17 protein-coding genes and 2 pseudogenes are annotated in these 21,928 nt (G+C 51.9%); all 19 read right to left on the bottom strand.

Going from position 1 to position 21,928, the window contains the following annotated elements; genetic code table 11:
* Position 1: 1 nt before the first annotated feature.
* Positions 2-442 carry a DcrB-related protein gene (locus tag C1N58_RS05640; RefSeq protein WP_033742127.1) on the bottom strand — a complete coding sequence of 147 codons (441 nt, stop codon included), beginning with the start codon at positions 440-442 and terminating at the stop codon, positions 2-4.
* 11 nt (positions 443-453) lie between these two features.
* A complete protein-coding gene (locus C1N58_RS05635; protein WP_394564675.1) occupies positions 454-1,221 on the bottom strand; it encodes a hypothetical protein in 768 nt (255 codons plus the stop codon).
* A gap of 175 nt (positions 1,222-1,396) precedes the next feature.
* Positions 1,397-1,915, bottom strand: coding sequence for a hypothetical protein (locus C1N58_RS05630; RefSeq protein WP_241492751.1), 519 nt, complete (start codon positions 1,913-1,915; stop codon positions 1,397-1,399).
* A complete protein-coding gene (locus tag C1N58_RS05625) occupies positions 1,890-4,454 on the bottom strand; it encodes a type VI secretion system Vgr family protein (protein ID WP_394564674.1) in 2,565 nt (854 codons plus the stop codon). The genes C1N58_RS05630 and C1N58_RS05625 overlap by 26 nt, the downstream gene beginning before the upstream one ends.
* Positions 4,455-4,465: 11 nt before the next feature.
* Entirely contained in the window at positions 4,466-5,962 is a 1,497-nt protein-coding gene (locus C1N58_RS05620; protein ID WP_394564673.1) for a serine/threonine protein kinase, read from the bottom strand.
* Between the two features lie 29 nt (positions 5,963-5,991).
* The gene (gene tssH / locus C1N58_RS05615) at positions 5,992-8,601 is read right to left on the bottom strand and encodes a type VI secretion system ATPase TssH (protein WP_394564672.1); all 2,610 of its coding nucleotides are present in this window, start codon (positions 8,599-8,601) and stop codon (positions 5,992-5,994) included.
* 55 nt (positions 8,602-8,656) lie between these two features.
* A complete protein-coding gene (gene tssG, locus C1N58_RS05610) occupies positions 8,657-9,703 on the bottom strand; it encodes a type VI secretion system baseplate subunit TssG (protein ID WP_054687598.1) in 1,047 nt (348 codons plus the stop codon).
* Positions 9,700-11,577: a type VI secretion system baseplate subunit TssF gene (gene tssF, locus C1N58_RS05605; protein ID WP_394564671.1), complete on the bottom strand. Its 1,878-nt coding sequence runs from the start codon at positions 11,575-11,577 to the stop codon at positions 9,700-9,702. The genes tssG and tssF overlap by 4 nt, the downstream gene beginning before the upstream one ends.
* A 2-nt stretch (positions 11,578-11,579) precedes the next feature.
* Positions 11,580-12,155, bottom strand: a complete 576-nt coding sequence (tssE, locus tag C1N58_RS05600; protein WP_039338225.1) for a type VI secretion system baseplate subunit TssE — start codon at positions 12,153-12,155, stop codon at positions 11,580-11,582.
* Positions 12,145-12,972 carry a type VI secretion system accessory protein TagJ gene (locus C1N58_RS05595; RefSeq protein WP_110268310.1) on the bottom strand — a complete coding sequence of 276 codons (828 nt, stop codon included), beginning with the start codon at positions 12,970-12,972 and terminating at the stop codon, positions 12,145-12,147. Before C1N58_RS05595 ends, tssE begins: the two co-directional genes overlap by 11 nt.
* 16 nt (positions 12,973-12,988) lie before the next feature.
* Positions 12,989-13,993: a hypothetical protein gene (locus C1N58_RS05590; protein WP_039338307.1), complete on the bottom strand. Its 1,005-nt coding sequence runs from the start codon at positions 13,991-13,993 to the stop codon at positions 12,989-12,991.
* A 10-nt stretch (positions 13,994-14,003) separates the two neighbouring features.
* Entirely contained in the window at positions 14,004-14,795 is a 792-nt protein-coding gene (locus tag C1N58_RS05585) for a PP2C family protein-serine/threonine phosphatase (protein WP_039338221.1), read from the bottom strand.
* Positions 14,792-16,648 (bottom strand): type VI secretion system-associated FHA domain protein TagH, encoded by a 1,857-nt coding sequence (tagH, locus tag C1N58_RS05580; RefSeq protein WP_394564670.1) that lies wholly within the window; start codon positions 16,646-16,648, stop codon positions 14,792-14,794. Before tagH ends, C1N58_RS05585 begins: the two co-directional genes overlap by 4 nt.
* Before the next feature lie 518 nt (positions 16,649-17,166).
* On the bottom strand, positions 17,167-17,580 hold the full coding sequence (locus tag C1N58_RS05575; RefSeq protein WP_394564669.1) for a hypothetical protein: 414 nt from the start codon (positions 17,578-17,580) through the stop codon (positions 17,167-17,169).
* Positions 17,577-18,017, bottom strand: a pseudogene (locus C1N58_RS05570) (hypothetical protein); the annotation flags it as partial. The gene C1N58_RS05575 and the pseudogene C1N58_RS05570, both read right to left, overlap by 4 nt.
* Before the next feature lie 208 nt (positions 18,018-18,225).
* Entirely contained in the window at positions 18,226-18,627 is a 402-nt protein-coding gene (locus tag C1N58_RS05565; protein WP_394564668.1) for a lysozyme inhibitor LprI family protein, read from the bottom strand.
* 755 nt (positions 18,628-19,382) lie between these two features.
* Positions 19,383-20,192, bottom strand: a complete 810-nt coding sequence (locus C1N58_RS05560) for a lysozyme inhibitor LprI family protein (protein ID WP_394564667.1) — start codon at positions 20,190-20,192, stop codon at positions 19,383-19,385.
* Positions 20,193-20,704: 512 nt separating this feature from the next.
* Positions 20,705-21,256 carry a hypothetical protein gene (locus C1N58_RS05555; RefSeq protein ID WP_394564666.1) on the bottom strand — a complete coding sequence of 184 codons (552 nt, stop codon included), beginning with the start codon at positions 21,254-21,256 and terminating at the stop codon, positions 20,705-20,707.
* Positions 21,257-21,274: 18 nt separating this feature from the next.
* Positions 21,275-21,754: pseudogene (locus C1N58_RS05550) on the bottom strand (N-acetylmuramidase family protein).
* Positions 21,755-21,928 lie beyond the last annotated feature (174 nt).

Raw genomic sequence — 21,928 nt, 5'->3', positions numbered from 1 at the left:
CTTATGCTTTCCGTGGATTGTTCAGACTCAGACTGTGTTTAAAACTCTTCCAGCGCTCTCCATCTTCTTCATTGAAAGGACGCATCGCGGAAAGGGTAAAAATCATGAAAATGTTGCTGTCAGGAACCTGAGTAGCCAACTGCCGCTGCCACACAGCTTGTCCATTGCGCTCGAAGGCGGTTTCAACTTCCAGCGCCTGTAGCGCGCTATCAATCCCAGCCATAACCCGTACAAACGCTGTTTGCTGAATAGCGCCCATCTGACTGCGTAATGTATCCCATTGACGCTGGAACTCCGTCTCCGCATCGCTGCCTTCAGGAATGACACCACGACTCACAACGAATGCCAGCCCACTGGCCTCATCCCGCAAAATATTCATGGTGGTGTCCTGCCACGCAGCAGGAAACAGCGCAAATGCGCCTTCATTGAACTGATAATTCATAGGGTGTCCGTTTATTGATTGGGTGTGGCTGACGTATTCAGGCTTCGATACGTGCCATCGGCATCATCGGCGTTAGTGAGTATTTGAGTGTTATCACGCGCCACTTTAATGTCGAAAAGACGAGGAGAGATATCCGGATCGCCGCCACAACTGACGTCATGGTTGTCTTCGCGAACCGTAATGATAAAGAAACTTTTATCACTGCTGTCGTCAACATCATACCTGAGACATTGATCGCTGAGTGTTGTCAGGTGATAAGTGTGAATGGCTTCTGTTGCCGCGCTGACAGCCTGGTCTGCGCTGATGTCATGCTGTCTGGCACTCATAGTGGTATTCAACATGATATGGCTGACCTTTTGCTGGTCAATTTCGAACATCAACTGTTTCTCACCCAGCTTGTAGATAAGCCAGTGTTGATTATCGCTGTCACTTTCTTTGCCTGGGCCATAGGCTTGCCGAACCTGTTCCACGCTATCGCCCACCACAATATTGCGAGCCGTCGGCACGCTGGCAGCGTCCACAAGAATCTCCGCCAGAATGGTATGGCTGGCATTTCCCACCGCCGTTGCGCTGAACAACGCAAAGCCGTCATAGCTGTGTTGGAAATAGTTGTATCGTTGTTCATCGATGACCACTTCTCCGGCCACAACCGAGCTCAAGGCTTTGCCTGCACGGACGAAGCTCTGATTGTTCCATGCGTCACCAGGGGTGAAAGCGTAGTCGTTGAGCAGGACAGAGAAATCGTCGTTGCTCAGTGGCGGTACTGTTTCTGTCGACACCGTATTTGCCAGACTTAAAACAGGCGTGAAAAAAAACGCCAGTGTCAAAAATAACCTGATTAACGTCATATATTTTCTGATGAGAGAGGAACATTCAAAGCCAGATAATCGCACAAAGAGGTGACAATTGCTGCTGAGCTTTGTACCAGACCATCATTGTCAGTAAGCCGTTCCTTTACTCTTCAGAAGTAATAATCACTCTGCTCAGACAGTCTGGATTTTTAGCCGTAAATGAAAAGGTGATGACCTGGCCGTTGGCATCGGGAGGTGATGTGTAGCTGGTTAGCTCATTTTCAGACTGACCACGCGGGTAATCCGTTAAACGGATAGTCTGATAATGGTTTTTGATCTCATTCAGCGTAATGCACTTCCCTTGCGGCGAAAAACTCAGAAAAGGTGCCATTCCGTCAGGGCTTTTACTCAGTCGCAACTCAATATCGTTTATCAGTAACGCATCGTTAAGCCTGATGCCGTCAGCCCGGTAAAAATTGATATATTCATTCTGACTTTTTAATTTAAACGCCAGTGGGGCATTGTGAATAGCCTGTACAGATAAACTCTTCACACTGGAACGCATTTGCGTGACAAAACTCCATATATCATTTGCTTGCATCTTTGCTTCCACTAATCCGCTTATAAAAAAACCTGCCAGTAACATGACTGATAGCTTACTTTGCCGGGTAATTTTTATCATACCAACCTCCATAATAATCCTCGTATAGCTCCTTCGTCGTGGAGGTCCTCTCACCTTTTCCGAATATACGCCCGATCTTCATCCTCGCGTCACTCTCAGTGATGTCACCTTTTTGCAGGGAGTCGAAGATAGCATTGTAATCTTTCTGATTCGCTGTATTGCCTGCTATGCCGATGTCCTCACCGTGATTAGCAATGATCTCACGCTGTACACGAATATTATTTAGTGTGGCTGCGCCCTCATCACTGAGTGTGCTGTTCAGGTAATTATCCTTAGAACTCAGATCAATATTGGGTTTATAAAGTGCATGTCCACTTTCATGTGACAGCGACTGTACGACTTTAGCAGCATCATTCATGTTGCTTTTATCGACAGTGATGATACGACCTTGACGATCCGCAAACGTCCCTTTCCCCGCCTCACCCTCTTTGAAAACCCATCCACGCTTTTTCAGGGTGGTGATGTCCTGTTTCATGGTAGGTGACTTCTCAACCAAACTGTCTACATCTTTGCCATAACCACTGAAAGAGGGCGTTTGCACGTTAGCGGGTGCAACGGCATTATTTGAAGCGTCGGCAGGTGCGCTTGCTAAAGCACCTGCCTTACCCGGCTTTCCCGGCGTAAATTTCTCCTGAACAGCCGCGCTGATATCGCCTTTGTGTCCCGACCCCGGCGCAGAGGTGCCCGGTTGCGCGCCTTCGGTGTTCAGATTCAGTTTTCCACCTGTGGTGATATTGCCGTCCTTCTCGACGAAGAAATTAAAATCTTTTCCGATAAGATTGATAGTGCCATTTGCATTCAGTTCGATGGCACTTTCGCCCGAGACAAGGCGTAGCTGGGTCCCCGACGCCAGAACATATTGCTCGACTACAGCATCAACTTTACCTTTACCGGTCAAAATCTCAGTGTCGCCTTTAACAGCCTGTACCAGATTGACTTCAACACGATGTAACTCACTTTTAGCGACATAGTGACTTCGTTCCCCACCAACAGTATGCGTTTCATCATTTTTGATGTTGGTGTCCATATTCTTCTGCGCCTGAAGCCATACCTGCTCCTCACCCGCCTTATCCTCAAAGCGCAATGCGTTAGCGGTATCCGCCGTACCGTCTTTCGAACGGCTCAGAAAGCCCATCTGTGTGGCGGCAGCGGGCAGTGCCCACGGCGGCATACTGGCCTCATTGTAAACCCGGCCGATAATCAATGGACGGTCGGGATCGCCGTTGATGAAATCCACCACCACTTCATCGTTGACGCGCGGGATCTGCACCCCGCCAAACCCCTGGCCTGCCCAGGCGCTTGACACCCGCACCCAGCATGAACTCGTGTCGTCACCCTTCGCCAGACGGTCCCAGTGAAACTTCACCTTCACCCGGCCGTATTTGTCCGTCCAGATGCTCTCACCCTTCGGCCCTACCACCCTGGCCGTCTGCGGGCCGTGCGTCTTCGGCCACCGTGTTTCCGGGCGCGCACGGAAGGTCACCGCGGCAGGCAGCACCGTGAAGTCGATGTTGTGGCGCGTGGCACCCACGTCGCCGCTGGCGTAGCTGTTCTCTTCAAAGTCATAGTACGCCGACGTCACCAGGTATTTGCCGTTGTCGCTGAAGTGCGGCGCGTTCAGCAGCGCAAAAGTGTAGCCCGGCGCGATGCCCGTCGCCGTTCCGCTTCCGCTCACCTCGTGGTGCTCTGCCTGCCACACCTCCTGGCGGACGCGCGCGTAGTATTCGCCGTGACCGTGCTCGACAAAGTGGCCAGGCCAGTCGTACACGTCCACTGAACCCGGCGTCGGCGACACCGGATTCTGGCGCGCCTGTAGCATCCACGCGTTTGGCTTGCGGAAGTCATAATCGTCGGTGCTGTAGATGCCCGGCGTCACGCTCTCCGCCAGCGCCCACTGGCTCACGCCCTCTTCCGTCACGCTGCCGCCCGACGGCGTCACGTGGTACGCGATTGTCTCGTAGCCCGGGAACGGCTGATGCTGGTCCGGCGCGTCGCACAGCACCAGCGTGTGCTTGTCCGCCTCGTGGCGGAAGAAGTAGTAAATGCCCTCCAGCTCCATCAGCCGGCTGATGAAGTCGAAGCTGCTCTCCTGATACTGCACACAGTATTCCCACACCCGGTAGCTGCCCGCCAGGCGCGTCTCCACGTTTACCGCGTACTCCTTCAGCAGCGTCTGCACAATCTGCGGCACCGTCTGGCTCTGGAAGATGCGCAGGTTGCGGTCGCGCTTCATCGGCCACAGGTCCGGCTCCACCGTCAGCCCGTAGACCGCATAGCGCACACCGCCCAGCTCCTCGCTGCGCACTCCTATCCGGGTGATTTTGCCGTTGATATAGCGCGGGTTCAGCGCGCTCATCAGGCCGTCCGTCGGCAGCGTGAAGGTGACCGGTTTACCCAGCAGCGACTGGCGGTCAATGCGCGCGTCCGTGGAAAGCAGCTCCGCTTCCAGCACGAACGCTTCAGACAGCGCCTCGCGGCCGCTCAGACGACGGAACAGCAGTCCCTGTGCGGGAAGTTGTACAGTAATACGTGAAAACATAGACATACCTGTTAAATATGAGGATCAAGTAACCAGACGCCTTCCTGATTAATCGTCAACGTCTGTTCGCGTTCGCCGCTTTGACCTGTCACTGAAAACGTGTAATTGCCTGGTGCCAGTTGCAGTGCGGCAAAACCATTGGCTGCCGGTACAACCGCCTGCGGCTGGCCGTTCACCTCAACGCGCTCGCCGGGCTGTAATTTGATATACACCTGCGCGACGGGCGCAGGTGGCGGTGGCGGTGCCACCGGCTCCTGCGCTTTTTCCGGTTGGGCCTGGGCAGTCTGCGTTTGTGCTGGCGCCGTCTGGGTTTGAGCCGGTGTAACAGAGGGCTCCGTCGGTGCCTGCGATGCGGAGGAAGCTGCCGGGGCCGTTTCCGTCTGCGCAACGTCAGCCGGTTCAGCGTCCTGTTTGTCGCCGCCCGCCATCAGTAAACCTGCACACACGCCCACCAGCACGCCCGCCGCGACCAGGCCCGGTAACGCAAAGCGGTTACGCATCAGTTTCTTCAGCGGTGTAGCCGGTGCAGCGGCCTCGTCGTTTTCTTCTACCGGCACCAGCATCGTGCCCGGCCCGGTGTTTTTCACTTCCGGCAGCGGTTCGGGCGCTTTTTCTGGCAGCACCAGGGAGGCCGCAAAGGCGTCAATGCTTTGCGGTCGATCTTCCGGTTTCAGGGCCAGCGCGCGATCGACTGCCGCCAGCAAGGTCTGGCTGTAGCCGGCCGGCGCACGCTGAACCAGCGGTTGATAATTATCTTCAATACTGCGTACCACGCTCACCGGCGGCGGTGCGCCAGTGATTAGCGTGTGCAGTACGGCACCCAGCGCATAGATATCGGTCCACGCGCCCTGTTCACTTTCATCGTTGTCGCTGTATTGCTCAATCGGCGCATAACCCGGACGCAGCATGGTTTCGCTTTCATCCGAAAGGTTACCGATGGTTTTGCGCGCGGAGCCGAAATCCAGTAGCACCGGATCGCCGTTACTCTGAATCTGGATGTTATCCAGCGAGATATCCCGATGCAGATAACCCGCATCATGGATGGTCTTAATCGCACCTAGCAGGGGCGGCAGCAGGCGACGAATCCAGTTCTCATCGATCAGCTGCGGATTGCGCTCACGCAGGGCTGACAGTGTGGTCCCGCTGTAAAACACCGTGCCCATGTAGGCGGTGTCGTTTTGCACCCAAAAGCGCAGTACATGCAGCAGATTAGGATGGTTAAAACGCGCCAGCAGACGGGCTTCCTGAATAAAACTGTTCAGGCCGGCATGGAACGTCTTACTGAACCGTTCACTGCGCAGTACCAGATTCAGATCGTCGCTGCGCACAGCCAGTGAGGACGGCATAAACTCCTTGATGGCGATATCGCGTTCCAACTGGTGATCCCACGCGCGATAGACGATGCCAAAGCCACCGCCGCCGATGACTTCCTTGATTTCAAACTCATTGAACCGGTAACCAATCGGTAGCGCATTGGGTACAGTCTGGTGATTATCGTGTTCCGACATATTCGAACGCTCTCTGATAACGAACGGCTTTAGACAGCAAACTGGCAAACAAACTCGCCCTGCTCACAGCTGACCTGCACACGACGATAACGTTCGTCACGGGCATGGGCGCTGAGCAGTATCTGGCTCATTTGCGGCAACAGGGTATTGGTCAGGATGGCGTCGACCATGCGACCGCCAGACTCCACTTCCGTACAACGCTGCACGATCTGGCTGACCACCGAATCGTCAATAACGGCCTCAATACCGTGATTCTCTTCCAGCCGACGGACAATGCGTCCCAGCTGAAGTTTAACAATCTCCGCCAGCATCTCATCACTCAGCGGATAATACGGTACCACCAGCAGACGGCCCAACAGCGCAGGCGGGAAAACCTCCAGCAACGGTTTACGTAACGCGGTGCTGAGAGCCTCTGGCTCCGGCATCAGTTCCGGATCGGCGCACAGAGCGCTGATCAGTTCTGTACCGACGTTGGAGGTCAGAATAATGATGGTATTACGGAAATCGATATGACGGCCTTCCCCGTCTTCCATCCAGCCTTTATCGAACACCTGAAAAAACAGCTCGTGCACGTCAGGATGGGCTTTTTCAATCTCATCCAGCAGTACCACGCTGTAAGGGCGACGGCGGACGGCTTCCGTCAGTACGCCACCTTCCCCGTAACCGACGTAGCCCGGAGGCGCACCTTTCAGGGTTGATACGGTGTGCGCTTCCTGGAACTCGCTCATGTTGATGGTGATAATGTTCTGTTCACCACCGTAAAGCGACTCAGCCAGCGCCAGCGCGGTTTCGGTTTTGCCCACGCCCGACGGGCCGCAGAGCATAAACACACCGACCGGTTTGTTGGGATTATCCAGACGGGCGCGCGAGGTGCGGACGCGTTTGGCAATCAGATCCAGACCGTGGCGCTGACCAATCACGCGCTGGTTCAGCGTATCGGCCAGATTCAGCACAGCGTCGATTTCGTTCTTCACCATGCGGCCCAGTGGGATACCGGTCCAGTCAGATACCACCGCTGCGACCACACTGGCATCCACGGCGGCAAACAGCAGGGGCGCTTCGCCCTGTACCGCCTGCAGCTTCTGCCGGGTGTGATCCAGCGCCTCACGCAGCGAGGCTTCTCCTTCCGTCACGCAGCGGGCACGGAGTGCAATCAACTCTTCGACCAGTTCGCGCTCCTGCTGCCAGCGGGCGTCCAGCGCATCACGCTCGGCCTCCAGTGCGCTGCGTTGCGCAGCAATGGCGGCCTGACGGGTTTCATCGCTCAGCCCGACCTTCGCTTCGCGTTCCGCAATGTCTGCTTCAATGTCCAGCGCCGCCAGGCGGTGCAGACAATCTTCCAGCGCAGGCGGCTGAGCGCCCTGGCTGACGGCCACGCGGGCGCAGGCGGTATCCAGTAACGCCACGGCTTTATCCGGCAACTGACGGGCAGGAATGTAGCGGTGAGACAGCTTTACGGCGGCGCTGACGGCTTCATCCAGGAGCAGTACCTGGTGATGTTTCTCCAGAGCACTGACGGTGCTGCGCAGCATCAGGATCGCTTTCGCTTCATCCGGCTCCTGCACCTGCACGGTCTGGAAACGGCGGGTTAACGCGGGATCTTTCTCAATGTATTTTTTGTATTCGGCCCAGGTGGTTGCGCCAATTGTGCGCAGCTGGCCACGGGCCAGGGCGGGTTTTAACAGGTTGGCGGCATCGCCTGTGCCCTGTTGTCCACCCGCGCCTACCAGTGTATGAATTTCATCAATAAACAGCACAATCGGCGTGGGACTGGATTGCACCTCGTTGATCAACGCCTGTAAGCGCGCTTCAAATTCACCTTTCATGCCCGCACCAGCCTGTAGCATACCGATATCCAGCAGCCACAGTTGTACGTCGCGCAGCGGTGCAGGTACGTCACCGGCCGCGATGCGCAGCGCCAGCCCTTCTACCACCGCCGTTTTTCCCACGCCGGCTTCACCGGTGAGTAACGGGTTGTTCTGGCGGCGGCGCATCAGAATATCCACCATCTGGCGGATCTCTTCATCACGGCCGGCGACCGGATCGATTTTTCCGTCCCGTGCGCGGGCCGTCAGATCCTGTGCATACTGCACCAGCGTACTGGTGCCCGCTGCCGCTGGCGCGGCGGCCTCACCGACAGGCGGCACAACGGCCTGCTGAACCTCCTTGCTGTTCGCCAGCAAGGTATCAAACTGCGCCAGTAACGCATCGGCATTGATGCGCGAAAACTGCGGCGAGATGCCTTTCAGCACGCTGGCCAGATTAAAGGTTTTCAACATCCCGATGAGAAGATGCCCGCCGCGAATGCGGTTCGCGCCATATTTTAGCGACGCATAAACCCAGGCGCGTTCAACGGCGCTGTCGATGTGTTCTGCGAGATCGGAGACCGCACTGGCGCCGCGCGGCAGGCGGTCCAGGGCAGCGACGATATCCCGCGTCAGCGCGTTTTCATCCAGTGAAAAGTGCTTAATCACCTGCTGAAGATCGCCATCCTGCTGCTGCATGAGCTGATGCAGCCAGTGCACCAGCTCCACGTAGGGGTTGCCACGCAGTTTGCAGAAGGCGGTCGCACTCTCAAGCGAGGTAAATAACAGCGTATCCAGTTTGCCAAATAGTACGGCACGGCTGATTTCTGACATATCGGTTCTCTTTAATGAAAGAAGCGGCTAAATATCGGGGAAAGCGGTTGCGCCGTTACGGCATGGCCTCAACCTCAAAAGCAAAATCTTCACGATCTATGGGCTGCGGTTGCTGTCCAAGCCAACTGGTATAGCCCAGCCGCGCCTCACCGCCCAGGGTTACCCCTTTCACAGCGTCGGCCGCCAGGATCAGGCTGAGATCCCACTGCATCTCAATCCCTAAATAGTGACGTACCCAGTCGCGCACTTCGCACGCGCCCTGAGCATTGGGTAAAAAACGTTCATACTGCTCGGCACTGAGTGGTCCGATGCGCAGGCGGAAGCGATGCTGCACATCACGTACGGCCACGCCAAGGAAAGCGGACTCACCCAGCCGCGGCATGTGGCGTCCTGCTGACAACCGCGCCTGATCGCGGCTGTCCAGCGCTAACCATTGCGGCACGTTCTGCTGCAACATCACCGGCACACCAAAGTAATGACGCAGAATCCGCACCAGGCCTTCGGCATCATGACCGTGACGGCTGAGGTGGCCGGACAGCATCAGGCGCGCATGCAGGCTGAGCGAACTGGCTTGTTGCTGAGCCGGTAAGCCAATGCCTGCCACGCAGGCCAGGTAATCCTGAAAGCGTCGGTCATCACGGCGATCCAGCGAGCTGGTGGGCTGAGCATTCGCCCAGGCCCGGTAAAACAGCAAGGTGGCGCGATGGTGGAACAGATCGGCAAAGGCGCTCAGGCTGTGATCCTGATGGTGATCGATGCGGCCACGAACGTATTCCGTTAAGTGCGTCGGTAACGGGCCGTTAGGGCCGAACAAGCCAAAGCTGTAGATGGCCACGTCATAACGGTCGTCCTGCTCGCGCGGTTTAACCTGTGACACGGTGGACGGTGCAAAGGCCAGCGAAGGGGTTTGTCCGATGCGCACGGCTTCAAATTTTGGCAGCGGCGCTTTACCTAAGGCATAACGCTGACCGCTCTGGGCATCCAGCTTACGCAACAGCTGAAACAGGTCGTAGCGCCAGGGAGCGGCCATGACCGCCTGCCAGAAATCATCGGGCAGGCGAACGGCCCGCTGTAAGGGAATGATGTGCGCCGTTTCACTCATAGCAGCGCCTTTTTACCCATGCGCGGTGGCCAGTAGCCCACTTCGCCGCGCTGCTGGCTGCTCAGGGTGAATTCGGTAAAGCTGTTCAGCGCCACGAGGCGAGAGAAGACGCGCTCCAGTACGCTGCCAAACAGCCACGGACTGGCACCTGAAAAAGCCTGTTCATCGACTTCCAGCGCGATGCTCACGCCGCGTGCAAAGACCACCGGGCCCGGTTCCGGTACGCGACGGTGCACGGCTTTCAGGTTGCAGTGCCGTATGCCGTCGATCTGGCGCGTTAGCGGTGTTTCCGCCAGGCTCGCATACAGACTCAACATCTGGCGCAAGGCCGCCGCGCCTTCCCCCTCACTGCTGTCCATCAGGCTGAGATAGTTCATCTGCAGATGACTGATTAACCGCCAGGCTGACAGCCCTTCGGCCAGCGCGGGACGTGGCGGCGTGGGCCCTTTGCATAAGGTAAGCTGCCCGACCGGAATTGAGTCGGGCATAACAAAGTTGCCCTGTTCCTGCTGTAACAGCATTAACGGCAGATCGCGGCTGGTACACATCACCTCGGCAGACAGGTAGCGGATATCGCTGTTCCACGGCGTGTGGTTTTGATCGACCAACGACAAAAATACTTCAGAGCCGATATAGCCTGTGCGGGTGCCATAGCGCAGCGCATGTTCGGACAGTGTGCGCTGTTCGCGACGCAGCGAGAAATAGGCGCCGTAATCGCCGCCATCGTGGCTGAAGGTGCTCCAGAATGGACGGAAAATCTGCTCTTCACGCTGCCCTTCCACCGAGGCAAACAGCCGCTTCACCGAATGAATTTCATAGTCCAGTGGGCGGATGTTATCGACCACCAGATGATATTCATGCTGGCTGTCACTGACTTTGAGTCGCTCAGCCGTTTTCGGGAACAGGTTGATCACCGGCGTGCAGTGCAGCGCCAGGTGCGTATTGTCGACCACGCTTTCCAGCGCGGCATCGGCTTTATCCAGCAGGATAACGATGTCAAAAGACTGTGTGTTGTCGCAGCGGCGCAAAAACGGCGCGAGCTGGCGCAGGCTGACAAACTGGAAACGTGCCGGGAAAGCGAAATATTCCTGTAGCAGACGATAGCCATCGAAATTACGCAGGTCATCCGGCAGCAGCGCCTGATCCGGCGAAAAGCCTTCCTGCTCCAGCGCATCGTCTGGCAGCGACTGGCGCTGCGGTTTTGCTTCCACGGACTGCAAAATAATACCGCTACGATGCTGCATCAGCAGCTCCATCAGCTTGAGCGCCTGAATATCCGGGCCGCTGAGGAAAAACATAATGTCGTCCAGACTGAGCTGGCTCAGCGAGGAAATGCCTTCGCAGGTCATACGGATGCGCAGTGCACTGGACGCCCCGGACGATCCGCGTGCCTTCAGTTCTCCCAGCGGAATATCCGCCGGTACGCCCCCCAGGGAGACATCGCTGATGCGCAGCGGCTGCAGCATCACATCATGTGCCGTGCTGTAGCTACAGGTGACACCGGTTTTTTTCAGGTTCTGGCTTTCCATCATCGTGCCGCGCGGCACTAAAAAACCATTGCTGATATCGCCTTTCCGGCTGTCCGGCGTCAGTTGCGCAATGGCCATGGACGGCGTGGGAGACAGATAGCCGGGCGCCACCATTTCCAGCATGCGCTGCGAAAAGCGCGGAAACTCCGCATCCATCTTTAGCTGCACACGGGAGGTCAGGAAAGCAAAACCTTCCATCAGCCGCTCGACATAGGGATCGGCAACGTCAATGCCGCGCATCCCGAGCCGTCCTGCGACTTTCGGATACTGCGCAGCAAATTCCTCGCCCATCTCACGCAGATAGGCCAGTTCACGGTTGTAATAATCGAGCAGCTTGCTGTCCATGATTAACCTGCATCCTGTAGTTCAAAATGGCCGCTCTCTAAATCCACCTGAGTGCGGAACAGAAACTCCAGCGGGTAAGGTACGCACCATAACCGGCCTTTTATCTCGATCGACAAAACGTTGTGCAGGCTGAGGGAGGTCAGATCGCTGACGCAGCGCACCTGCAGGCCCTGCGGTATAATACGCGGTTCGAAATGCAGGATGGCATCGGTCATTTTCCGCTGCATATCCTGCCACTCAATGTCAGAAATATTCTGTCCGGCCAGCGGCGCGACGCCAAAGTTCAGCACAGAGCGCTGCACCTCATTCAACCCGCTAAGATCGTGCTGTGCTTCATTGTTAATGGTGTTGAACAGCCACTGAAGATCGCGCAGTACATTGCGTCGCAGCGTGCTGTGGGTAATCACCGAACTGTTGCCCGATTCTGTCGCTTTCTCGGGTGCATCATCCGTCAGTCTGTCCAGCAGCGATGACTGAAGCTTATCGCGCGCGGTCAGCGTTTCGCGATTTTTACGCGAACGATAGCCGCCATGCAGCTGTGAATAGCCGTCACCGGATGAATTGTCGTTACGACTCATGAGGTAACTCAGTTTCGTTGAAAATCATCTGTTGCAGCGTCAGTAAGGGAAAGTCTGCCTCGTCACTGAGCCACATTTTTTGTCCGTGCCCAATGAACTGCCCTTCGTCACCGTCCAGTGCCTGCCATTCTGTGATGCTGGCACGCAGGAAGCGTTCGTCTGCGCCTTCCTGAAGAGGATAACGAACCGGGATCTGACAGATTTGCTCACTGCCATCCACCAGTTGCAAACGCGTATGACGCCAGACCAGATCCGTCACGCTTGCTGGTGCCTGGAATTCCATTTCCGCGATCGCCGCAAACGGGATCCAGTAATAGCGACCATTAGCAATCGCTTCACAGATCGGTCCGAAGCGACTGTCGCCGTCCATCAGCCAGGCGAACGGGCTTTCGCCCTCCTGCGCAACGGCACGACCGGCACTCGCTTCTGCGCTGTCCAGCGCCTGAGCACGCAGTGTCGCCCCTGCTACGCTATCCCCGGCGATATCGGCTTTCAACGCGGCCAGCATCAGATTGCACCAGGGCCAGGCACTGCCAGGCAATTGGGGATCGGCCTCGCCGCGCAGGACAGCCTCACGTAATACTTCGCCCGCAATTGCCTGTTGCAGCAAGGTTACGGTGGGCTGCGCCTGCGGCAGCATCGCCAGCCAGGATTTCAGTTGTGTCTGTGCCCGCTTCCAGTTACCGGCAAGGCACAACAGCTGGACGAAGGCAGCCCGTAAATCGGCATCCGCAGGGTTTGCCTGGATTTGCGCGGTAATGCTGGCCAGGTTTTCTGCCAGAGAGGCGTTAGCCAGACGCTGTTGTAAAGAATCCATTCAAACTCCTTATGCCTTAGTTGATGGTGCGATAGACGGCGGCGGCCGGATCTTTCAGTTCCGGATGGAGTTTTTCCACCAACTGCACTTTGATTGAGGCAGGGCTGCTCAGCCACGGTGACCAGGTTTTCCGCACTTCCTGCAGGCGCGCCCGCAGGGCATTTTCATCTGCGGCTTCGCTGGCAGGCATCGCCACAACGACCTGATTCACCGCCTGCCAGCCGTTGAATTGTGGGCTGAACGGCAGCACCAGCCAGCTGTCTGGCGATTTTTCATCGCTCAGCACCATGCGCTCGCTGTTGACCGTGGTAATCGTCAGCTCATCAAGCTGTTGTTTGTCGCTCAGGCCCGCCACCGGGAAACCCTGTAAGAAGCTGACAGAGACGGGTTTGCTCTGGCCCTTGCCCACTTCCGTTAAGGTACTGTGACCGCTTAGCCAGCCATCTTTGCCACAGGTCACGCCCTGCTTAGCGGGCACGAAGACGGCACTTGACTGCGCGGGCTGATGCCACCAGGTCCGGAAATGACAGCCATCCAGCAAACTGAACTGCAGCCATGGCGTGGTATCGGCGGGTGGAGAATTCAGCACGACCGGCGCGGCGGGTTGCGTCTGCGTCACCGGTGCCTGCTGCTGTGCAGTGGCAGCTGAAGCAGGCTGTGAGGTTGCCGGCGGTGTGATAACCACTTTCCACTGCTGCGCTTTTGCCGCACTGCCGTTACCCAGTTGGGCACCTTCGGTATCGGTTAATGTCCAGTGCAGTTGTTGCAGCGGCTTACATTGCGAGCCCATTAATCCGGCGACACGCGGCAGAAAATCATTTAATACTGAAGGATCTTTATCCCCGTGCGTCACAATGCGCAGGTTCACCGTGCTCTTACACCAGCTTGCGAGCTGGTTATCTTTAACATCATCAATCCAGACATCCAGTTTCTGAGTTGGCGACTGCACAATGCGATAGTTCTCAGCAAAGGCATGGGTACTCAACAGCATTGCAGCCAGGCCCACTAATCCATATTTCATGTTGGCGTTCTCAATCTCGAAGAGGGAAAAACTGCGCCGCATCTGACAGCGAGTGCAATAAAGTGGTGTCTTCCGGGGAACCTACCCAGACAGCCATGGCGCTGAAGTTGTCCTGCTGACCACCCTGCGGTTGGCTGTTTTTGATAATTTGTTGCATCAGGGTCAGCCACTCTTCTGGCGTGTTCACCATATGCAACGATTGCTGCATTTGTTCCAGCGTGACGCCATGCCAGAAGCCGTCCGTGCACAGCAGAAAGGCGTCGCCGTCTTCAATAGGCACCACGTCGCTATAGCTGGCATCACGCTGTTCATCGCCCATGCCCAGGGCGAAATAAAGCAGGTTACTGTTGATGCCTTCGGTCTGATGACCGGCATCTTTCATTTGCTGCACCAGGCTGTGATCGGTGGTGACATGATAGAGATAGCCGCGGCGAAACAGATACAGGCGGCTGTCGCCTGCGTGGGCCCAGTAAGCCAGCTCATAGTCTCTGTCGATAAACAAACTCACCAGCGTGGTGCCCATGCGACTGTGCTGACTGTTGGCTTTTTGCTGTTGCCGGATTGCGTCGTTGGCATAATTGACGTAATCGCGGATAGTTTGCGCATCCAGGTGCGCATTGCCATCGAAGGCTTCCATCAGGCTGCTGCGCGCAATTTTCGCTGCCACATCACCGCCAGGAAACCCTGCCACACCATCGCACACCACAAAGCAGGCCGAACGTTCACCGATGCGCTCACCGGTTTGATCCTGATTGGTGGCGCGGTCGCCCTGATTCGACGTGGAAGCAGTAGAGATATTCATGCGTCATCCGTGTGGGTTTGAGAGTCTTTATACTGATTTACTTCCATGTCGTACGCGTGCAAGAAGGCTTCGCCAAACAAGGTATGGAAGTCATCTTCGATTTCACCGGCGGTTTCGCCATAGCGCTGAACAAAATGTTCCCACAGCGCGGCTTTGCGATTACCGAGCAGACCAATGCGTGAGATTGATCCGTTCTGACGCGCCTCTTCTTCCAGCTGATCGGGATTAAACGATTGCAGCATGGAGGCGATAATCGCACGAATACCGGCAATCATGCCCAACTGATGGGCCTGCAAATCAATCAGCGCATCGCGTACCGCCTGACGTGGTGGCATAAAACCTGGCATACGGCTTCCAAACATCTGCATCAGCACGGTCTTGCCCGAGGGCAACAGTTTAAACGGGTTATTCGCGTCGTCGAGAATCACCGTCATATCCGCCTTCACGCCGCGTTTCAAAATTGAGCGCGACGAGAGCAGCGCGACCGTTCCCTGTGAAAACATGCTCAGCATCTGGCCAAATTGCCGCATCTGCTCACGGTCGAATTGCGGCGTTGGTTGCAGATCCTGCAGACCCATGCCTTCGAGCAGCGCATCCAGCAATTCACCTTTCAACGCATCACCGCTACTGCTGTTTCCTGTCGTCTGCTCTGCCCCACCGTTATTGTTGTGCGAGGCAACCGGATCAATACGCAGTCGTCCTTTTGGCGTCGGCGAAGGCGCACGCTGAACCGCCTGCGGCGTCGGTAACGTAATGCCCCCGTAATCGATGGGACTCTGCGCCCCTTCAGGCTGCGCAGGCTCCGGCTCGGTTTCGAATACGGGATCGTGAGTGGGCTGCGTTTCAGTGTGATCAAACAGCGGTGAGCTGCTTAACTCGGCCAGCTCAACCGGCGCGCTTTCACGCGGTTCGGGAGCAGGCTCAGGCGTTTGCGGATGCGGGGCCGGTTTCTGCGGGGCTGGCCGTGCTTCAGGTTGTGTAACCGGCACCTCAGGTTGCGCCAGCGGCACCGCGCCGCTCATCATTAATCCAAGAGGATCGTCATGATGACGTGGGTCGGGCGTATTCTGACTGCCAAACAGATTCAGGGGATCCAGATCGCCCGATGGCGCCTCGACTTTCGGCTGTCCTTGAGCATTTTGCTGGGCTGATAAGGTGCTCGGCGTACGATCATCAAAGATGCTTTCCTGCGCAAAGAGCGCATCGCCTTCATCAAACAGACTGCTGGTTTTAGGCTGCTGCCCGATATCCAGCGGCTTATCGCTGATCAACTGTGCCAGCGGATCTTCCGGATTACGGTTCGCCGCCGTCGAAGTTAACGGATTGGCATCTGGCATATCGGGGGCCGGCGTTTTACGCTTCGACAAATCGTCTGAAATGGAAAACTCTTTTGCCAGGCTGTCCCAGATTTCACTCGGAATGGCCGCCGTGCTTGCTGTGGCAGTGACTGGTGCAGCGACCGGTGGCGCATCGTTCATGACCGGCGCTTTGGCTGGTGCAGCCGTCACGACAGGCGACGGCTGGGGTTGCTGTTCACCGTTAAGATCGTTAACCAGCAGGCGGTAGTCATCAATGCCCAGCACATCGCCGTCCTGCAATTCTACCTGGCGTCCCCGCTCCAGTGGGATATCGTTTAACAGCACACGCGTCACGTTACCGCGATTCGTCAGGCGGCATTCACCTTCAGCAGTGATATGCACAATCGCCTGCAGGCGGGAAATCGTGCGATCGTCGTCGGGCAGTACCAGATTGTTATCCACGCCACGACCAATTGTGCCGCCGGGAGGAAGAAAATCAAAACTGGTTTGCGGCGGTTGATGGCCGGGTTTAGCGGTTATTATCGTAAAGCGCATCACGGATTCCTGCGGTTAGCTGTTCGACATCTATATCGCGCGTCTCTCGGGGAGAAAGGCGGGATATAGAGGCTTAGTGGATTGTGCTGCCTGGTCTTCATTGTTTAAATGATAACTCAGTAACGTTCATTTCATCATTAAAACATGTGTAGGCTTCTTGCACATTATTACTAATGGCAGCCTACGGTCATTTACCCGGGCCTATTGTCTCAATAAAATGGTCTATAACTTTTCCATTTTCAGACCAAGCGATGAAACAAACAGATTACGTCGTATTAACTCAAGCGCTTTCCTGAATAAGCGCTTCAACTTCTTTACTGTCGTTAAGATGGAATGTTTGACTATGGTTAATATCAACATACTTGTTAACCCAAGTTATGAATTTTAATTTTCGGAAGTAGAACGCTATCATCCAGGAATGACCTAAAAGGTGAAAGTGTAAAGCCCGCAAAACGTAAACACCTAAAAACATCATTACCAGTTCGAGATTTATTTTCTCACTTTAATTAATCGGCAAACTAGTTGAGTATGTAAACAAAGAAAAACAAAAGAAAACCAAAAACCGCAGTCAGGGCAAATATAGCTTTATAAAAAACAACTAAATCAGCGATCCACGCTGTCATATTTTTTGGTTGCGACTGAATAAAATTATAAGCTTCCTCCCTTACTTCTTCATTTTGTCTGAATTTCATTTTCACACCTTTTTGAAGGCGATATAAATATGAAATCTTTTGATAATTTGCATAAAACCCCAAGTTACTTGAAAATTTAGTAGTAGTATCAAGCTGGAGACCTGCATTATTAAATTCACGAATTATCTTAGCGTATTTTTCACTGTTTTTCTTAAAAAGAAAAGAGGCATAAATATGCAAAAAACCAATAAGGAAAAATAAAAAAATAATCGTATACATGGTGATATCATATAATGTCATAAGATCTTATCCATGATAAAGTCCACGGCTTTTCCACCGGCTTCACCAAAACCATATCCACCTGCGGCACCACCAACTATACCACAAGCCAAGGCACCCACTCCGCCAGTTGCCACTCCCAACGCAACGCATGCGCCTGTGGCAAGTGAAGCTGACAACGCCCCACCATAAAAACCAGCCACTGTACTTCCTGCAAACTTCGAATATTCTTTTACAGCAACTTTTGTACACTCATTCTCGCGATCAACTGTGCATCCTTTATAGACATCATTAGTTGTGTTCAATGCACTGAAACCGATAGCAACCCAACCTCCATACTTCATGAATCTTGCGGCCTTAGCTGCTGCATCAACGTAAGTTGAGTATCCTCGAATAGCACCTACACCTGCCGTTTGCCACTCATGGACTATTGATGAACTTGAAAGATTTAAAGCATGAACTGCAAGAGTTCCTCTGTAAAATTTTTAATACGAGCTAAAACATCCAACCCTGCCTTGCCAAAAAGAGGTGCATACATTTACGATCTATTTTTAAGCATTAATAAGGTCAGATCTTTTAAAAGACATCACTTATCCTATGCTATATTCACTTGACGACAGCTGAAAATAAAAATGCACCCCAGAGGAATTGATTATTATAATTTAATTAATGATAAGGTATCATCTTTAACTTTTTAATTCTTTGTTCATTGTGCTCATACATGCAGATATTGATATAAGAAAGACTTGCATCACTACCTTTATCCGCTGCAAAAGAGGCAAGTTCACAATCATTTTCTCTGTACTTTAACCATGCCCGTTGTGCTTCAGTTAACGTGCTTATGTACTTATTAAGCTCCTCATCATTGCCTTTATAAAGCTCCTGAACCCTTGATTTAGCCGCTTTATATTCCTTATTCAACATCACTTCTGTTTCAGATTTATTCTTTTCTGCACAGGAGTAAACCTCTTGATCATTATTTCCTTGTGAGCAATCACTTAAAGCATAAACCGGATTAAGCACTTGCATACCAACTACGAGCAAAGTAGAAAGCAATATCTTTTCCATGTAACCTCTTATCTATCGTCTACTTCTGAGATAACGAGCACGATGACGACCCTTTTCAAACTTTTGGAGATATGCTGAGCTATCAGTAAAATCTGCCAATTTATTGATATAATTATGCATAGCCGCCTGCATATTTATCGTCGAACTTGCACCTTAATAAATTAAATCCACAATAATATCTTTGATTGCGGGCTTCAGCTTATCCCAGTCCGTTCTTTCGTGATGACTGGCAGTTATAGATAGATAAGAAGATTTAGCACGACTTACATAGATTCGGTAAATAATCTCAAAGAGCCTTGCCTGCGACTTACGTGATATGATGCCGCATTCATCCCTGTATTTTTTAACCCAGGAATGTGCCGCACTTCCTTTTTTTGTAGAGCCTAAAGAAAGACGCCTTGCCTGCTCTTACTCAACCCCCACCATCAAAAGATCAGAATAAATTTCACCTGAACTTCTTCCGCCCATTTCGTAACCATCTTCCAATGGTTATCCCTGAGTTATATCCTGGCCAATGTATATGCCTACTGAAATAAGGACTATGAATGTTGTCATTACCTTCGGCATCAAATGTAATTTGTCCCGCATTAACAGTAAGACGGCCAGAATTAACATTTGGATCATCGACTTTCCCAGGAGGTAAAACTTTACTGGTATTGTTACCTGAGCGAGAAAGTACACTCCATTTTTTCAATGGACATTAACCAAACCATCTGACCGTGATATGAAACGTGCTTGTTTAAAAAGGCATTTATTTATGACTTCGCAAGCTCAATAAGTTCGGCAACACGAGCCTGCATTTTTTTCTTTATACAGGTAGAATTAGCAGAACACGCATTTCTGGCGTCAAGCCAGTGCTTTTGGTTTTGATGGAACTGAGCTAAACGTATCTTGGCATCTAAACCTGTATTTGTAATTTGCTTTAATACAATATTATATGCCTCGGCGACACTCACATCCCAGGAAGACAAATCTGGATCATGGCAAATCGTTTTTTCACTATCATTCGTTGCCCTTTCGCACGCGAACGAAGGTGAAAATCTGGCATTATCTGATAACTTTTTTAGTAATATGTAAGACTGGTTATCCCAGTTCAGTAATACCAAATTAACATTAAGTTTCACAAGCCAGTGTTCAATATGCTCACCTGAAGGACTGATCTTCCCATTCTGACAATGAATACTATAAGGATGTATATTCAGCGTTCCTTTGACCGGCAGAGAATAGCTTTTAGCAGGGTCATATTGCACCCCTTCTGTCGTACTGCTCATCAAATGATTTAATATTGTCACATTCATAGAATGATAATCTGGGAACTCGCAGCCACTATCTGGCTGTATAGACGTCTTTATTTTATCCGACGTGAATTCAAATATACGTCCTTTTAGATTCGGATCATCAGGAATTAGCGTTATCAGCTTCGCAGAGGCAACATCCTCGTCAACATATACATGTTCAACTTTCCACTTACCATTAAGATTTAAAGAATATTCCTGTTCAGAAAAACACTTTAAGGACATGACCAACGACGCGATAAAAAGTAACAAATAACCGGTTCTCTGCATGATGGACACCTGAAAGTGGGATAAAGTAAAAGAAAATATTTCAAAATACAACATTAACTGTAAGGGATTCTTCTCAACTTATTAATTATTTGTTTGTCCAGACTTGCTGCACAGGTGTTTTGTATGCCATGCTCGCGGCAGAGTTCTTATCCGCCGTCAGTGAGGCGAACGCGCAATCCTTCATGGCGGCATTTAAGCCATGGACGCTATGATTCAGTAAAAAGCTGCAGAGACTTATCTTAGCTTTTGAAAGGGCTATAATAAAATCATTGATCCTTAATTTTATTGCCTGGCATTCTTTGTTAAATTGCCTCTCGTCTTATTAATGATTCTTTCTGTACAAGCGTATACTTACTGCTCGTTGCTATCGTTGCAGAAATTTTCTATAGCGGAAAATTCATCAATTTCCACTAATAGTACAAAGGAGTTTAATCATACATCTCATATGCAAACCCCTTTAATTAAAATTAACATATAACCTTGGTTGTTTTGCTAAAGAGGTTTAATTAAAATTACTTTTGATAAGCCTTACGCAGTTCAGAGAGATTTTTTATATATGAATTTTGAAACTTTTCAGTAACACTCTGATCGTAATAGATGCTGTTATCACCACTTTTTAATCCCAAAATGTAATAATCATTTGCATAGTGATCAGGGGCTTCAGTGGTATAAATAACCGCAACTTTCGTAGCAGGATCGTCTTTTTTTGAAATAAGGCCAACTGAATCAACTTTATGGCAACCTACTGTTTCCCAATCCCCTTGACCGATTGTTTGGATAAACTGATCAGATTTTTTACTATCCTTTGTCCAGGCAATAAAACATACAGGCTGAACTTCTCTTACCCATCCTTTTCCTTGTACAAGAGTACCTAATACTTTGCCATTTTTGATTAAATCGAAAGTTTGATTTTTATCTAATTCAACTCGCTCAAGACCTTCATGCTGAGCTTCCTGAATAATAGTCTTTTCATAATCATTTGAATGAGGTTTAGAAAGAGTTATGGAAGCATTCGCTATAGGGCTAATAACAAGTAAAGACAATATTAGATTGAAGATTTTCATATTATATAAAATCCTGAATTAATTATGCATGGCTCTGTCATAATTTCTTGATAAATGAACATCATAATTATTCTTTTTATAATCACTACCATTGTTGTATCTGGCAAAACTTGATCAGTTCTTCGTTCGGATTGCATTCAAAAGAGTCGGCGTATGAGAAACATGATTAACAAAAGCGTATACCTGCCCCGGAATAGTATTCATTCCTTTGACAAACTCTTCGATATTTTCGTAACCCGAAGTGACATAATTACTACCCATAATTTGGAATGCTCCCCAGTAAGCTGACTGGAGCGCTGCTGCACGATCAAGTGCTATTGCTTTGTTTAATTAGTCGTATTGCTCACTAAATTTACCATAATGATCGTATGGCTTTCCTGATATTTCAGGATGAGTTGCATCATAATTGTGATTTGTTAATCTACTGAAATAGTGCCTTTCATATAGAATTGTCGGCCGACCTGATGAATCGAATGGACTTTGCTTGGTTTCCGACATCACAACTGCTTTTATTGCTGCTGGTTCGCAATTTAATGCTTTCGCCATACTAACATACATTTCATCAGTAACAGCAGAGGCTGTAGTATCGAGGCTTAATTTTTATATTGCTGACCGGCGTAATATTTCCATGTAACCTACGCATTGTAGGCCCCCGGGGTGAAACAATACCGT

It is taken from the genome of Pantoea sp. SGAir0180, assembly GCF_043546245.1.
The sequence above is the reverse complement of the archived record's forward strand: the minus strand, read 5'-3'. Positions and strand labels throughout refer to the sequence as shown.

Coding starts and splice junctions, on each gene's coding strand:
- C1N58_RS05640 (WP_033742127.1), bottom strand. CDS start 442: ATGAATTATCAGTTCAATGAAGGCGCATTTGCGCTGTTTCCTGCTGCG.
- C1N58_RS05630 (WP_241492751.1), bottom strand. CDS start 1,915: ATGATAAAAATTACCCGGCAAAGTAAGCTATCAGTCATGTTACTGGCA.
- C1N58_RS05625 (WP_394564674.1), bottom strand. CDS start 4,454: ATGTTTTCACGTATTACTGTACAACTTCCCGCACAGGGACTGCTGTTC.
- C1N58_RS05620 (WP_394564673.1), bottom strand. CDS start 5,962: ATGTCGGAACACGATAATCACCAGACTGTACCCAATGCGCTACCGATT.
- tssH (WP_394564672.1), bottom strand. CDS start 8,601: ATGTCAGAAATCAGCCGTGCCGTACTATTTGGCAAACTGGATACGCTG.
- tssG (WP_054687598.1), bottom strand. CDS start 9,703: ATGAGTGAAACGGCGCACATCATTCCCTTACAGCGGGCCGTTCGCCTG.
- tssF (WP_394564671.1), bottom strand. CDS start 11,577: ATGGACAGCAAGCTGCTCGATTATTACAACCGTGAACTGGCCTATCTG.
- tssE (WP_039338225.1), bottom strand. CDS start 12,155: ATGAGTCGTAACGACAATTCATCCGGTGACGGCTATTCACAGCTGCAT.
- C1N58_RS05595 (WP_110268310.1), bottom strand. CDS start 12,972: ATGGATTCTTTACAACAGCGTCTGGCTAACGCCTCTCTGGCAGAAAAC.
- C1N58_RS05590 (WP_039338307.1), bottom strand. CDS start 13,993: ATGAAATATGGATTAGTGGGCCTGGCTGCAATGCTGTTGAGTACCCAT.
- C1N58_RS05585 (WP_039338221.1), bottom strand. CDS start 14,795: ATGAATATCTCTACTGCTTCCACGTCGAATCAGGGCGACCGCGCCACC.
- tagH (WP_394564670.1), bottom strand. CDS start 16,648: ATGCGCTTTACGATAATAACCGCTAAACCCGGCCATCAACCGCCGCAA.
- C1N58_RS05575 (WP_394564669.1), bottom strand. CDS start 17,580: ATGACATTATATGATATCACCATGTATACGATTATTTTTTTATTTTTC.
- C1N58_RS05565 (WP_394564668.1), bottom strand. CDS start 18,627: ATGGAAAAGATATTGCTTTCTACTTTGCTCGTAGTTGGTATGCAAGTG.
- C1N58_RS05560 (WP_394564667.1), bottom strand. CDS start 20,192: ATGCAGAGAACCGGTTATTTGTTACTTTTTATCGCGTCGTTGGTCATG.
- C1N58_RS05555 (WP_394564666.1), bottom strand. CDS start 21,256: ATGAAAATCTTCAATCTAATATTGTCTTTACTTGTTATTAGCCCTATA.